Here is a 14,314-nt window from a genome sequence, read left to right as displayed (position 1 = left end):
AAATGTTTATTATCCTTTTATAATGTTGTAATTTGCCTTTGCTAGTTGCAATTGAATTTTATGCTTAGCCAACGTATTTTCATCTTCGTATAAATTTGTGAGTTCTGTTAAATAAGCCGAAGCTGTTATTACACCATTTTTAAGTTGTGAATCGGCCGATTGTAACACGGCTTTTCTAAGATTAATAATTTCTAAATCTGAAATAATAAAGTATTCAATTTTATCTATTTCATGTTGTTGCTCATTCAATTCTATATTTGTTTTTAACTTAAATGTTTGGGTTTCTGTATCCAAAATATCTTTGTTAAGCGCTAAAGATTCGCGTTGTTTTTTATTAGAATTCCAATCGAATACGTTCCAGTTTAATTTAACACCAACAATATAAAACGCCTGAAACGAATTGTCCAGCATATTTAATCCCGGATTACCATAACCACCCGTAGCAAAACCAAGCAGCTTTGGTGAATTTTGCTTTGATATTAATACTTCGTTATTTTTTATTTCTTCTTGCTTAAATTGAAACAGCTCGAGTTCTGGCCGGTTCAATTTCGTATTTAAAGCCGTTTCTATTAATGGTTTCTCAAAGCTTGTTTCGGTTCTTAAAGATTGGCCTATAATACTCGAAAGTGTTTCTATCAACAAAGTTTTATTACTTTCTAATTCTCTAAATTGCTGTTTCAATTTTAATAACTCCGCTTGAAGAACTTGATCCGATGCTGGTAAAACAGTACCGTATTTAATACCCGCTTGCACTTCATTCAATTTAGACAATAAGTGAGTTTGTTTAGCTTCTAGTAAAACATGAGTTTCTTGCGATAATAAAACGGAGAAATACAATTGGTTAACCCTTTGTTTCAATTGATATAAATTAACTTCAACTTGTTTTTGTTTCGTTTTAAACTCAGCTGCTTTTACATTTAAAATAGCATCGGTAGCACCTCCATTAAAAATAAGTTGATTAACAGAAAATGTAGCACGATATTGATCTTTATTTTGACCTTCAATATTTAAACTCGGAATCGGAATTTCGATAACATCAGATTGATAGGTTGCCTGCGCATCTAAACTAAACTGTGGTAATTTTGAGTTAGAAACCACTTTTGCATCCAATTGATTCTGCACTTTAAATAACTGTGATTGCTTTGCCAAAGGATAATTTTTATCTACCAAATTATAACAATCATTGAGAGTGATGCGTTCTTGCGCTACACTAGCATAATATGTTAAAATGTATAAAATAACTATAAAATGTTTCATGTTAAGAGATCTTTATAGCATTGATAATGAAGTCGGCAACCTCTGTTTTACGGTTATCTAGAAGTTGTTGATAGGTATCATTATCTGTGCTTGTAAATGCCATAAGTAATGGTCTGGCAACAAAAGGAAAAACGTTTAATGACATAATATTCATAAATAATTGTTCTGCACTAATTGGTTTTATAAGCCCCATGTCCACCTCGTTTTTAACCTGATTTTTAAACTTTTTTAGATTTGGAAAACCTTGACTATCTTTCATATTTAAAATAAACTCAGGATTTCTATTAAGTTCTTGAATAACAAAAGTTGGTAAATAAGGATGCTGACTAATAAATGAAATGTAATTAGCCGTAAAATTTCTCACTTTATCCTCTATAGATGAATCATCATTCAAAACCGCATTTAATTGTGGAGCCAATAAGGAAAAAGCATTTTTAAAAACAGCCTCAAATAACAGCTGCTTACTTCTATAATAATAATGAAGCATCGCTTTATTTATACCTGCATGATCTGCAATTTCTTGCATTCTTGCACCATCCATTCCTTTAGATTGAAACACGTTTTTTGCAGCGTTTAATATTAATTCTTCGGTGTTTTTATCTTTTGCTTTTGCCATATTAACTATATAGTTTAACCATTTGGTTAACAAAAGTAAATAATTATTATTTAATGAACAGCATGAACGTGATAAAATTTGCTTTAGGAATAGGTAGAGGGTTAAAAAATTGATTTTTAATGGATTGAAACAAGATGTTAACCCGAACAATTGCAATCTTAAACATCAAAACACGGACTAAATATCATATTACATACAACTATTTTTAACTCGTATAAATCAAGAGCTCGTTAATAATTCGATTATTTAACTATCTTTGTATTTGTGATTAAACTATTTTCCATATCATTCTCTTTTGTTATTCTAATACAAAGTATTGGCCTATGTTTTAGTGACTTTACTCAAATAGATGAGCTTATTGAACACGCTCAATTCCATAACAAGGAATACGGCGATAATTTCTTCACCTTCATTGCAAAGCATTACGGACAGTCTAAAGCCGAGCATAATAAAGTACATGAAGAAGAAAAAGAAGACCACGAACAGCTACCATTTCAGCATCACTCGCACATGGCTTCTATTACTGCTTTCGTCCTAAATCATACAAAAAACGACTTTAAAACTCCAGAGGTTTTAGAGTTCAGAACTCATAATTTCTTCTACCAAGAACCTTCATCTTCATTTAATCAAGAAGGCTTGTTTCAGCCGCCAAGGCAATTATAAAATAATTATAAATCATATTTAGTTCCTATATCACATCAGTGTAGTAGGGCTGTTAACGTTTATTATTTTATATAAAAATGCTATCATATATTATCCATTTTAGTTTAAAAAACAAACTCATTGTTTTTTTATTCACCGCCTTTATAATGGGGTTTGGTCTTTATTCTTTATCGCAAATACCTATTGGTGCTGTACCCGATGTTACAAACAACCAAGTACAAGTTATTACTACATCACGAAACCTTTCTACTAAGGATATGGAGCAATTCATTACCTATCCTGTAGAACTAGAAATGGCAAATTTACCAGGTGTTCAAGAAATACGGTCCATCTCCAAATTTGGTTTATCTGTTGTTACCATTGTTTTCGATGACGATATGGGCACCTTTTTACCACGCCAACTTATAGCTGAAAAAATCAAATCGGCTTCGGAGAAAATTCCCGAAGGTTTCGGCACGCCAGAAATGGGACCAATTACTACCGGTCTAGGTGAAATCTACCAATATATTTTGGATGTAAAACCAGAATTTAAAGACCAATATAATGCTGAAGATTTACGAACCATACAAGATTGGGTTGTTAAGCGTCAGCTTTCTGGTATCCCTGGAGTTGTAGAAGTTAATACTTGGGGCGGTTTTTTAAAACAATACGAGGTTGCCATTAATACAGATAAGTTAAATGCCATGAATATAACGGCTAGCGAAATATTTACGGCGCTAGAACGAAACAACAGCATCTCTGGAGGTGGTTATATTGAAAAAGTAAACCAAGCTTATTTTATTCGTGGCGAAGGTTTAATTTCTTCTTTTGAAGATATAAATAACATCGTTATCAAAAATGACGATAACTTCCCTATATACATAAAAGATGTTGCTAAAGTGGACTTCGGAAGTGCCACACGCTTTGGAGCAATAACCGGAAATGGCGAAGGTGAAAAAGTGCTTGGCCAAGTGATGATGCTAAAAGATGCGAACTCTAAAAAGGTTATTGAAGCCGTTAAAGCGCGTGTAGAATCCATATCAAAATCGCTACCCGAGGGTGTATATATCAATGCCTTCCTAGATCGTAGCGAACTAATTGCAAAAACAACCTTTACCGTTTCAGAAAACTTAATATTAGGCTGTTTAATTGTCATCTTTGTTGTGGTACTTTTATTAGGAAACTTGCGCTCCGGGCTGGTGGTAGCCTCCGTGATTCCTTTATGTTTACTTTTTGCCTTGTCTTTAATGTACATTTTTGGAGTTGATGCCAATCTCATGAGCCTTGGCGCAATAGATTTTGGTATTATTATCGACGGAGCCGTTATTATTGTGGAGTTTATAGCATATCAAATAACACTAAAAGCCGATGAGATTAACAATTTCGCTAAGGTGGAAAAACAAGCTTTTAAAGATAAAATAACCTTTACAGGTGCATCAAAAATGATGAATTCTGCAGTTTTTGGCCAACTCATTATTTTAATTGTATTCATCCCAATTTTATCGCTATCAGGCGTGGAGGGCAAAATGTTTAAACCTATGGCATTAACATTTAGTTTTGCCTTAATTGGCGCAATGGTATTATGTTTTACCTATGTTCCTGTAGCCGCATCCTTATTCCTAAAACCATCTAAACCATCCAACAAGAATATATCTGTTCGCTTAATAAAATGGCTTCATAAAGTATATGAACCCGTGATACATTGGGCATTAATGAGTAAAAAACTAGTACTTGTTATGGCTGGAACACTACTCGCAATATCTATTTTTTTATATACATCTATGGGCGGTGAATTTGTACCAACATTGGACGAAGGCGATTTTGTAATACAACCTGTACTCAAAACAGGAACCTCATTAAGTAATACCGTAAAAATAACTACAGAAATTGAAAAAATATTACTTAAAAACTTTACAGAAGTAAAACAAGTAGTTACACGTATAGGTGCTGCCGAAGTACCAACAGACCCTATGTCTATGGAAGAAAGCGACGTTATTATTGTTTTAAAACCTAAAAGCGAATGGACATCTGCTAAATCTAAAGACGAACTAGCCGATAAGTTTAAAGAAGCACTTGCTATAATTCCGGGTATGGAAGTCGAATTTACACAACCCATAGAAATGCGATTTAATGAACTCATTACAGGTGTTCGCGCAGATATTGCCATTAAAATTTTTGGAGATAATCTTGACGTTCTAGCTAAAAAAGGAAATGAAATAGGCAGTTTAATAGAACATGTTCCAGGAGCGGCCGATATTTCTGTTGAGAAAATTGCAGGACTTCCAGAAATGAATATCGATTTCAATAGAATAAAAATTGCCCGTTATGGTCTCAATATCCAAGATGTAAATGATATGGTATCTATGAGTTTTGCAGGTAGAAGCACAGGTAGTATTTTTGAAGGCGAAAAGCGTTTCGACCTCGTGGTTCGGTTAGATAAAGAAAAACGGCAAGATATTGATAATTTAAAAAATCTATACATAGATATCCCTAATGGCGGAAAGGTACCATTAAGTGAATTAGCAACTATTACCTACCAAAAAGGTGCTGCAAAAATATCGCGAGACGATACACGCCGTAGAATTGTAGTAGGCATAAACGTGCGTAATCGCGATTTACAATCTGTTGTAGACGATGTGCAGAAATTAATAAACGAGAACATCAAATTACCTGTAGGATACAGCATAACCTATGGCGGACAATTTGAAAATCTAGAAAGTGCAAAAGCGAGACTGCTAGTAGCTGTACCTATTGCACTAATCCTCATATTTGTACTGCTATACTTTGCCTTTAAATCTGTAAAAGAAGCCCTGATTATTTACTCGGCCATTCCGCTTGCAGCCGTTGGTGGCGTGCTTTTATTATGGCTTCGAGATTTACCCTTTAGTATCTCGGCTGGTGTTGGATTTATAGCCCTTTTTGGTATTGCCGTTTTAAACGGAATTGTACTTATAGAACATTTTAAAGAACTTAAAAAACATGGAGGTTTTAGCGATATCAATGAGCTGATAAAACAAGGCACAAAAGATAGATTGCGTGCTGTACTTTTAACAGCCCTAGCGGCCGCCCTTGGTTTTTTACCTATGGCTATTTCAACCAATGCAGGTGCCGAAGTACAACGCCCACTTGCCACCGTAGTTATTGGTGGTTTAATTACCGCCACACTATTAACCTTAATCGTTTTACCTGTGTTATACGCTTATTTCAATGATCCAAAGAAGAAAAACAAAAATAATAATGGTAAAACCATAGCTAGTTTAAGCCTCGTTTTATTTCTAATTTCTATGAATGGAACGGCACAGAAAGCGCCTTTAAATTTAGATACCTTAATACCGCTGGCTATAAAAAATAACGCCGGACTTAATGCAAATCGATTAAAACTAGAACAATCTAACGTGCTTATCAACAGTGCCTTTAATTTCGATAAAACCGAAGTGTATTACAATTTCGATGAAAACAATTTGGCTACTAACGATGTGCCATTAAAGATTTTTGGTGTTCAGCAAGATTTTCGTTTTCCAACGGTTTACTTTTCTGAAAAGAAACTTAATAAAGCCAATGCTAATGTCATGGCTAGTAGTTATGGTATTCAGGTTAAAGCCATAGAACGACAAGTAACGAGTGCCTATTACAATTACCAAATAGCAAGCGAAAAACAGCGCGTTTTAAAAACGTTAGATAGTCTGTATCAAAACTTCTCGAATATTGCAACTAGACGCTTTGAATTAGGAGAAACCACCTATTTAGAGAAGATTACTGCGGCTTCAAAGCAAAAGCAAATTCATTTAAAATATCTCGAAGCGAAGCAACATTCAAATATCACTTATAGCGATTTGGCAAAAGTGGTACAATCTAAAGATACGCTAGTAATAGCTAAATCTTCCGTTTTGAAACTACCGCTAGAGGTTCTAGAGGTTAATAAAAGTGTAGAATTAAGTTATTATCAAAATAAAGTATCTCTATCCCAAGCACAACGCAATTTTGAGAAACAACAGCTCTTGCCAGATATCAGCCTAAATTACTTTCAAGGTTCAAATTCAGGGCTCAATACTAATTTATACGGCTATCAATTGGGGTTAAAAATTCCATTATTATTTGGTGGTCAAACATCTCGTATAAAAGCCGCTCGTTTTGCAGAACAAATTGCTAACCAAGAATCTAATGAGTATAAAACTCAGCTTCATGCTAAATTTAACGCCCTCCATTTGCAGTTTATCCAATTAAATAAAGCTCTTACATATTACGAAGAAGAAGGTGATACGTTATCAACCGAAATTTTAAAAACAGCCGATGGAAGTTTCCGAAATGGAGAAATAGATTTTTATCAGTACATCCAAAGTCTCGAAAGTGCTTACGAGGTAAAACTAGAATATCTCGATAAGCTCAACGCATACAACACGGTTGTAATCAATATCAATTACTTAACATTATAAATAAATCCAGATGCAACATATAATATACAGAACCGCTATCTTAAGTGTCATAATTGCACTTTTCAGCTGTGGCAACACGACAAAAAATGAAACAGCCGAAACCCAAAATAATACATCAACAGATCAAAGAATTTTTGTTACTAAAGCACAGTTTGAACACAATAAAATGACTTTGGCAAGCGTAGAAAAAAAATCCTTTCCAGTAACAGTAAAAACGAGTGGTATGATAGACGTGCCACCAGAAAACAGAGCGGTCGTAAATGCCACCATGGGCGGATATATTAAAACTACGCCTTTGTTAATTGGCGATACCGTACGTAAAGGTCAGGCACTTGTTACTATCGAAAACCCAGATTTTATAAATATTCAGCAAAATTATATGGAAGTTAATGGTCAGTTATCTTACTTAAAATCTGAGTTTGAACGTCAAAAAACCATGGTCGCCGAAAATATTACTTCTCAAAAAAGTTATTTAAAAGCCGAAAGTGCCTATAACACGGCAATGGCTCACTACAACGGCTTACGAAAACAATTGCAAATGCTCAATATTTCGCCAGCACGTGTCGAAGCCGGAACCATCAGTTCTGTTGTCACTATTTATGCGCCCATTTCTGGAAGCATTACCAAGGTGAATGTTACCCGAGGCACCTATGTTTCGCCTGCAACTGCAATATTAGAAATTATTGATAACAGCCACATTCACGTGGAATTATCAGTTTTTGAAAAGGATATTATGAAACTAAAAAAGGGACAGCCTATCGATTTTAGAATTCCCGAAGCCTCAACCGAAACGTACAAAGCAGAAATTCATTTAATCGGTACAGCTATTGAAGATAATAGAACAATTAAGGTACACGGACATTTATTAGATGAGTCTGTTGCAAATTTTTTGCCTGGTATGTTTGTAGAAGCTACCATTATTACAGAATCCGTTTTCGCGGAAGCGTTACCCGAAACAGCCATTGTTACTTTAGAAGATGCTTTTTTAGTCTTAAAACTAAACGAAACCACCAAGGAAGGTTACTATTTTAATCAAGTTGAAGTTAAAGTAGGCCATAGTTATCATGGCAACACCGCATTAACCGCATTGAATAATATTATGACAACAGATAAAATATTAACAAGTGGCGCCTTTAATCTTATCGCAGATGAATAATTTATAGAAATATTATAAAAAAGAAGGGAAAAGAAATGATTCAAATTATTAAATAGAAAAATCAAAAAACAATTAATCATAACATGATTCACATTTACCTTGGAGTAATATTTGAGATATTTCTACCTTACGATTGGCAATCTCAGGAATAACAACATTTACGTCTATACAATCTACCTTTCCACAGGTTAAACATTGAAAATGTGGATGGATATCTTTATGAACCACTGACGAACAGTTATGACACTTTGCATACCATTTGTGCCCGTTTTTTCCTAAAAATGAATGTACAATACCATCATCTTCAAGCTTATTCAAAATACGATAAACCGTGGTTTTATTCATTTCAGAACGAAGACGTTCAACTAACGTTATAACGGAAACAGCACTCGAATTTTTATCAAATTCTTTAAGCACTATTTCAACCGATTTTGTTTTTCTTAAAACACCCATAATGCAAAGGTAGTACTACTGTGTTGTAAAAACAAAAATATTTAATGCAACTTAGTTGCATAGTTTGATAACAAGTATAGTTACAGAAAAATTCTCATGGAACAGCTTCATTTTTAAATCATCAATTTTGGCTCATGAATAATCCTTTAAATGAATAGCGTAGTATTTCGCTTTCACATTGGTTACCTATTTATAAATTCATAAATTTGGATTTAACCCTTAAAACTCATGAAATAATGCTCTCCATATTTAGTACATTGCTTTTACAATTACCCATGGGAACACCAAATCCTGACGATAACAAACCAGTAGATTTATCGGATCCTTTTGAGTTAATTGTGTTCATTATTATACCAATCTTAGCTGTTTTCTTTTACATACTTTGGAGAAAGAAACGCAAAAATAAAGAGTGATTTTAGATGAATAAAAACAGTATTACAAAAAATATAAAAAACACATTTTTAACATATTAAACAGTAAAACTTAAAGTATAGGTTTTAGTACACCCCAAACGTTTTTAGCCAATATTTTATGACCTTTTTTGGTAGGATGAATACCATCCGGTTGATTTAATGCTTCAATACCGCCAACATCTTCTAATAAAAAAGGGATTAAATACAAATCGTTCTTTTTAGCTAAATCAGGAAACATATTTTTAAATTCTGTAGTGTAACTTTGTCCCATATTTGGTGGAATTTGCATACCAGCTAACAAAATAACAGTCTCCGGATATTTGGTCTTTACTGCATCTATAATAGTTTGTAAGTTGGCTTTAGATTGGTCTAAAGGCACACCACGTAAACCATCATTAGCGCCCAATTCTAGAATAAAAATGCTAGGTTCTTCATTTAAAACCCAGTCAATTCTATTTTTTCCACCAGAAGTGGTTTCACCGCTAACACCAGAGTTTACAATGCTATAATCTAAACCCAAAGCATCTATTTTATCTTGAATAATACCAGGAAATGCATCATCAACATCATCCAAACCATAACCAGCTGTTAAGCTATCTCCAAAAAACACTATTTTTTTAGAGCTTGTACTTTTGGCGGTTTCAACTTCAGTTTCTGACGCAGTTTCAGTTGAATCTGCAGCTTTTTTTGAACCATCTTGTTTACAAGACAATAAGAATAGTAGTACGTAAAAACAACAAAATTTTAAGAAAACCTTTTGAGTTCTATTGTTGATATTTATTATCAATTGTCTATTTTTCAACATCGGGATTTTTTAGTAAAAACATTAAATAAGCGTCATGTCAAATATATTAAAGATTAATGATTTAGAGAAAACTTATACCAGTGGTTCTAAAAAATTAACAGTAATTAGCAATATCTCTTTTGAAGTAGAACAGGGGAGTGTTTTCTCTATTGTAGGACCTTCAGGAAGCGGAAAAACCACGCTTTTAGGTTTGTGTGCAGGTTTAGATTATCCAACCTCAGGAAGCATAGAATTATGTAGCACGGCTTTACATGATTTAAATGAAGATGAACGCGCCGCTTTACGCAATAAAGAAGTCGGTTTTATTTTTCAAAATTTTCAATTACTACCCACTTTAACGGCATTAGAAAATGTGATTGTTCCTTTGGAATTGCAAGGTGAAAAAAACGCTTCTAAATCAGGAATTGCTTTATTGGAAAAAGTAGGTTTGGGAGATCGTTTACATCATTATCCCTCGCAATTATCGGGTGGAGAACAACAGCGAGTGGCTTTGGCTCGTGCTTTCTCTAACAAGCCGTCTATTTTATTTGCCGATGAACCTACAGGGAATTTAGACGAAGAAACCGGTGAAAAAGTGATTAAGTTACTCTTCGAACTTAACAAAGAAGCCGGAACCACCTTGGTGATTATTACCCACGATTTAGATTTGGCAAACCGTACCCAACAAATTTTAAGATTGAAAGGCGGTAAGATTATTTCAAACGAAAAAACAAGCGCGATTTAATGAGTAATATCTATTCAAAACCGAATTTTCAATGGCTTTTAAAAATGGCTTGGAGAGATGGAAAAGCCAGTCTTTCTAGACTGTTGCTTTTTATGGCTTCTATAATATTAGGGATTGCTGCGGTGGTTTCTATTCAGTTATTTAGCGATAATTTAAAACAAAATATAAAGCTACAATCGAAAGCCTTAATGGGTGCCGATTTTGTTATTGATAGCAAACAAAAACCTACCGAAAAAACACAAGCTATCATAGATTCTTTGGATGCCGATGCATCTGAAGTTAACTTTGTGTCTATGGCTGCTTTTCCTAAAAATAACGGTACAAAATTAGTAAAAGTGAGAGCGATTGAAGGTGCTTTTCCCTTTTATGGAAATATCACAACCATACCAAAAGATGCAGGTGCTACTTACCAGAACCTAGGAGGCGCATTAGTTGATGCTACACTACTTTTGCAATACAAGATTACACCTGGAGATTCTATTAAAATAGGAGAATTAACGCTGCCTATAATTGGTGAATTAAAAGCCATTCCAGGTAGTACAGCTATTTCATCTTCTGTGGCGCCAACCGTTTTAATTCCGTTTCGTTTTTTAGATGAAACTGAATTATTACAATTAGGAAGTAGAAAAGAATATCAATACTTTTTTAAAGATCCAAAAGTCAATTTAGAAAATTTAAAGAAAACATTAGAGCCCATTCTTGAAGCGCAAAACGCAGATATTGACACACATATTAGCACGAGTAAACGCTTAGGTAGACGCTATGATAATGTGAGTCGGTTTTTAAATTTAGTCGCTTTTATAGCGCTTTTATTGGGTTGTATTGGTATTGCGAGTTCTGTACATATCTATATTAAAGAAAAACTAAAAAGTGTTGCTGTTTTAAAGTGTTTAGGCGCTTCTAGAAAACAAACTTTTTTAATTTACCTGCTACAAATTATTAGCATCGGACTCATTGGAGGTTTAATAGGTTCGGCCATAGGCACCGCATTACAATATGCATTTCCTTATATTTTACAAGACTTTTTACCTTTTAGTGTTGAAATTTCTATTTCGGCGCAGCCCATAATTATGGGGATTACTTTAGGTGTTTTAATGTCTGTTTTATTTGCGTTATTACCCTTGTTAGGTACATGGTATGTGTCGCCTTTAGAGGTTTTAAGAGGCTCGGAAGATAATCTTCAAAAACCTAAAAAAGCAAGAATTGCAGTTATGTTCGCCATTGCTACTTTTATATTTTTGTTTGCATTTTGGATGCTAAAAGATGCCTTAAACGGATTGTTTTTTACAGTCGGAATTTTTATTACAGTTGCCATTATGGCCGGGATAGCACAGATGTTTATTAAATTAATTAAAAAATACTTCCCGAGTTCTTGGGGTTATACCAAACGCCAAAGTTTATTAAACTTATTCCGACCGAACAACCAAACTATGGTATTGGTATTAGCGATTGGTTTGGGTACATTTTTAATAAGCACGCTGTATTTTACCAAAGATATTTTATTGGCAAAAACTACTATAGAAAACAAGCAAAATGATGCCAATATCATTTTAATGGATGTTCAAAAAGAACAGGAAACGGCACTTTTAGAGACTTTTAAAAGTAAAGGCTTGGAAGTGATTAATAATATTCCAATTATTACAATGCGTATGCATAGTATTCGTGGTAAATCGGTAAATGAAATTCGCCAAGACACCACCATTAAAATGCGTAAATGGATTTTAAACCGAGAGCTTAGAGTAACTTATAGAGATGCTTTGGTAGATACCGAAGAAATTTTGGAAGGTGAATGGACAGGTAAAATGGAACCCGGAAACCCCATCTATATCTCAATAACAGACAACATTGCCAAAGATGCTAATTTAAAAATAGGGGATACTGCTGTTTTTAATATTCAGGGTGTGCTTAAGGAAACTGTAGTTGGCAGTATTCGTAAAGTGGATTGGAGTAGTATGAAAATAAATTTTAATATTTTATTTCCAACGGGTGTTTTAGAAAATGCACCAACCTTTAATGTCATGACGACGTATGTACCAGATGAAGAAAGTTCGGCTGCCTTGCAAAGCGATTTGGTTCAGAAGTTTCCAAATGTTACTATTTTAGATTTACGACAGGTGTTTACTATTGTTGAAGATATTCTAGATAAAATATCATGGATTATTAATTTTATGGCCTTCTTTAGTATTCTAACTGGTTTTATTGTACTTATTGGTTCTGTTAGAAATAGCAAATACCAACGTATAAAAGAAAGTGTGTTATTGAGAACTTTAGGAGCAAAAAGCAAACAAATTTTACAAATTACGGCTCTAGAATATGTTTATTTAGGTATTTTAGGAAGCTTAACAGGAATTTTATTGGCTTTCATAGGTAGCCAATTATTAGCCACGTTTTTGTTTAAAGAACCGTTTGTACCATCGGTAATTCCGTTTTTAATTTTTCTACCAGGTATTACGTTTTTAGTTGTTTTGGTTGGATTAAGTAACTTAAAATCTGTTTTAAGAAGTCCACCTTTGGAGGTGCTGAGGAAGGAAGTTTAATTTAAAAAAAGTAAACTACCGCCGTATTATTGCGCTCTTTTTACAAAGCAACAACATGAGAGAAGCGGTAGAATACAAAATTTATATTTAGTATTCCATTTTGCTACGAATCACTTTTAACTTGGTTATTTCAATGTAATTTGCTGTACATTAAAAGTGACAGGAATTTCTTATCTGATATAAAAGTAATGCTTAATTGTAGCTTAAAATTTACATTTCGCTAAGTCGAGTTTTAAATGTGATGAGTGACTGAAAAGTGTCGACGGTTACTTATGGCAAATTGATGATTTTAAGTTTATTGCTTTACCAAGAGAATGAAATACATTGTTATATTCGAATAAAATAACCTTAGCAGATAGTTTAGCCCTGATAGCAGCGGCATCCTTTTTGTGCTATTAAATGAAACTAAACGGAGGTTGAGGAAATAGGTTTAAATAAGGAGAACTACTTTAAAATCACCTACAAAAAAGATATAGCGGATAGCAGGAAATAGCTTCTAATACAACCCTTTTTTATTGTTTTTCGCTTAGATATTTCCAGTAGCGTTTGGGTACATGTTGGATGTGAAGTTTCATGTTTTTTCGTGACTTTATGTTTGTACTTTTAAAATAATCTTGCCATAGTTGTTGAAATTCTAATTCAATAGGCGCGAAAAATTCTGTTGATGTTTTAGAAGGGTCAAAATTTTGATCGAGTTCGAGGCTAATAAGTTCAACGGATTCTAAATTGTAATAGATGCCGTACTTTCTACCTAAGTCGTAAATAAGCCATTTTTGATCTGCATAGCGTTTTTCGAAATGCCTTTTTATTAAGGGTAAAACATTAAAATCGGGCTCTATATTTGCAAAATAAACACCGTCTTTTGTGAGCTTAAACCTTACAAAAGCTTCCATTCTATGTTTTTCTCGGCTTACATTTTTAGTGAGTTTTGAAAGTTGTAAAATGTGAACGTTTCCAAAATCTGAGGCCACGTTATTTTTAGATTGAAATACGTATAGAATGGCTTGGTATATGGTGTTTTCTACAGTTGGTTTTTCGCTTAAAAAAGCATAATAAAAGCGTTGTAACTCATTGGCAGACATTTTCTTTTTTAGGCCTGCCCAAACCCGGTTTGCTTTTTCTGGCTCAGTACTAACCAAGTCCCAAGTCCCAAACATGGGCTCTTGAAAGTGCTTTTCTTTTACAATAGAAACGTTTTTTAATTTCATCTCGTATGCCGAAAAAACACAGGATAAAAAACCATCGAACGTACCATCGTAAACTAAAGTTGTTTCCATA

General features: G+C 33.8%; 11 protein-coding genes. 6 read left to right on the top strand and 5 right to left on the bottom strand.

What is annotated here, in order from left to right; translation table 11 throughout:
* Positions 1-9 precede the first annotated feature (9 nt).
* Together ACJJV4_RS01310 and ACJJV4_RS01305 are read right to left on the bottom strand one after the other, a co-directional pair.
* Positions 10-1,257, bottom strand: coding sequence for a TolC family protein (locus ACJJV4_RS01310; RefSeq protein ID WP_405291320.1), 1,248 nt, complete (start codon positions 1,255-1,257; stop codon positions 10-12).
* A gap of 1 nt (position 1,258) precedes the next feature.
* Entirely contained in the window at positions 1,259-1,873 is a 615-nt protein-coding gene (locus tag ACJJV4_RS01305; RefSeq protein WP_405291318.1) for a TetR/AcrR family transcriptional regulator, read from the bottom strand.
* 264 nt (positions 1,874-2,137) lie between these two features.
* Here ACJJV4_RS01305 and ACJJV4_RS01300 point away from each other — a divergent pair, with 264 nt between their 5' ends.
* The 3 genes from ACJJV4_RS01300 to ACJJV4_RS01290 all read left to right on the top strand — a co-directional run bounded on the left by ACJJV4_RS01300 (position 2,138) and on the right by ACJJV4_RS01290 (position 8,104).
* The gene (locus tag ACJJV4_RS01300; RefSeq protein ID WP_405291316.1) at positions 2,138-2,536 is read left to right on the top strand and encodes a hypothetical protein; all 399 of its coding nucleotides are present in this window, start codon (positions 2,138-2,140) and stop codon (positions 2,534-2,536) included.
* 77 nt (positions 2,537-2,613) lie between these two features.
* Positions 2,614-6,948, top strand: a complete 4,335-nt coding sequence (locus ACJJV4_RS01295; RefSeq protein ID WP_405291314.1) for a CusA/CzcA family heavy metal efflux RND transporter — start codon at positions 2,614-2,616, stop codon at positions 6,946-6,948.
* Between the two features lie 10 nt (positions 6,949-6,958).
* Positions 6,959-8,104 carry an efflux RND transporter periplasmic adaptor subunit gene (locus ACJJV4_RS01290; RefSeq protein WP_405291312.1) on the top strand — a complete coding sequence of 382 codons (1,146 nt, stop codon included), beginning with the start codon at positions 6,959-6,961 and terminating at the stop codon, positions 8,102-8,104.
* A 72-nt stretch (positions 8,105-8,176) separates the two neighbouring features.
* Here the strand turns inward: ACJJV4_RS01290 and ACJJV4_RS01285 are convergent, their stop codons facing one another.
* A complete protein-coding gene (locus tag ACJJV4_RS01285) occupies positions 8,177-8,557 on the bottom strand; it encodes a Fur family transcriptional regulator (RefSeq protein ID WP_405291310.1) in 381 nt (126 codons plus the stop codon).
* Between the two features lie 236 nt (positions 8,558-8,793).
* Here ACJJV4_RS01285 and ACJJV4_RS01280 point away from each other — a divergent pair, with 236 nt between their 5' ends.
* Entirely contained in the window at positions 8,794-8,970 is a 177-nt protein-coding gene (locus tag ACJJV4_RS01280; RefSeq protein ID WP_405291308.1) for an adenylosuccinate synthetase, read from the top strand.
* A 70-nt stretch (positions 8,971-9,040) separates the two neighbouring features.
* Here the strand turns inward: ACJJV4_RS01280 and ACJJV4_RS01275 are convergent, their stop codons facing one another.
* A complete protein-coding gene (locus ACJJV4_RS01275) occupies positions 9,041-9,682 on the bottom strand; it encodes an arylesterase (protein WP_405291306.1) in 642 nt (213 codons plus the stop codon).
* Between the two features lie 127 nt (positions 9,683-9,809).
* Here ACJJV4_RS01275 and ACJJV4_RS01270 point away from each other — a divergent pair, with 127 nt between their 5' ends.
* A complete protein-coding gene (locus ACJJV4_RS01270; protein WP_405291304.1) occupies positions 9,810-10,499 on the top strand; it encodes an ABC transporter ATP-binding protein in 690 nt (229 codons plus the stop codon).
* Positions 10,500-10,543: 44 nt separating this feature from the next.
* Positions 10,544-13,036: an ABC transporter permease gene (locus ACJJV4_RS01265; RefSeq protein WP_405291627.1), complete on the top strand. Its 2,493-nt coding sequence runs from the start codon at positions 10,544-10,546 to the stop codon at positions 13,034-13,036.
* Between the two features lie 512 nt (positions 13,037-13,548).
* Here ACJJV4_RS01265 and ACJJV4_RS01260 read toward each other — a convergent pair.
* The gene (locus tag ACJJV4_RS01260) at positions 13,549-14,313 is read right to left on the bottom strand and encodes a TIGR03915 family putative DNA repair protein (protein WP_405291625.1); all 765 of its coding nucleotides are present in this window, start codon (positions 14,311-14,313) and stop codon (positions 13,549-13,551) included.
* Between the last annotated feature and the right edge of the window lies 1 nt (position 14,314).

It is taken from the genome of Algibacter sp. Ld11 (genome assembly GCF_045066735.1).
Classification (GTDB): domain Bacteria; phylum Bacteroidota; class Bacteroidia; order Flavobacteriales; family Flavobacteriaceae; genus Algibacter.
This window is presented reverse-complemented; position numbering and strand designations above follow the sequence as displayed.

Coding starts and splice junctions, on each gene's coding strand:
- ACJJV4_RS01310 (WP_405291320.1), bottom strand. CDS start 1,257: ATGAAACATTTTATAGTTATTTTATACATTTTAACATATTATGCTAGT.
- ACJJV4_RS01305 (WP_405291318.1), bottom strand. CDS start 1,873: ATGGCAAAAGCAAAAGATAAAAACACCGAAGAATTAATATTAAACGCT.
- ACJJV4_RS01295 (WP_405291314.1), top strand. CDS start 2,614: ATGCTATCATATATTATCCATTTTAGTTTAAAAAACAAACTCATTGTT.
- ACJJV4_RS01290 (WP_405291312.1), top strand. CDS start 6,959: ATGCAACATATAATATACAGAACCGCTATCTTAAGTGTCATAATTGCA.
- ACJJV4_RS01285 (WP_405291310.1), bottom strand. CDS start 8,557: ATGGGTGTTTTAAGAAAAACAAAATCGGTTGAAATAGTGCTTAAAGAA.
- ACJJV4_RS01280 (WP_405291308.1), top strand. CDS start 8,794: ATGCTCTCCATATTTAGTACATTGCTTTTACAATTACCCATGGGAACA.
- ACJJV4_RS01270 (WP_405291304.1), top strand. CDS start 9,810: ATGTCAAATATATTAAAGATTAATGATTTAGAGAAAACTTATACCAGT.
- ACJJV4_RS01265 (WP_405291627.1), top strand. CDS start 10,544: ATGGCTTGGAGAGATGGAAAAGCCAGTCTTTCTAGACTGTTGCTTTTT.
- ACJJV4_RS01260 (WP_405291625.1), bottom strand. CDS start 14,313: ATGGAAACAACTTTAGTTTACGATGGTACGTTCGATGGTTTTTTATCC.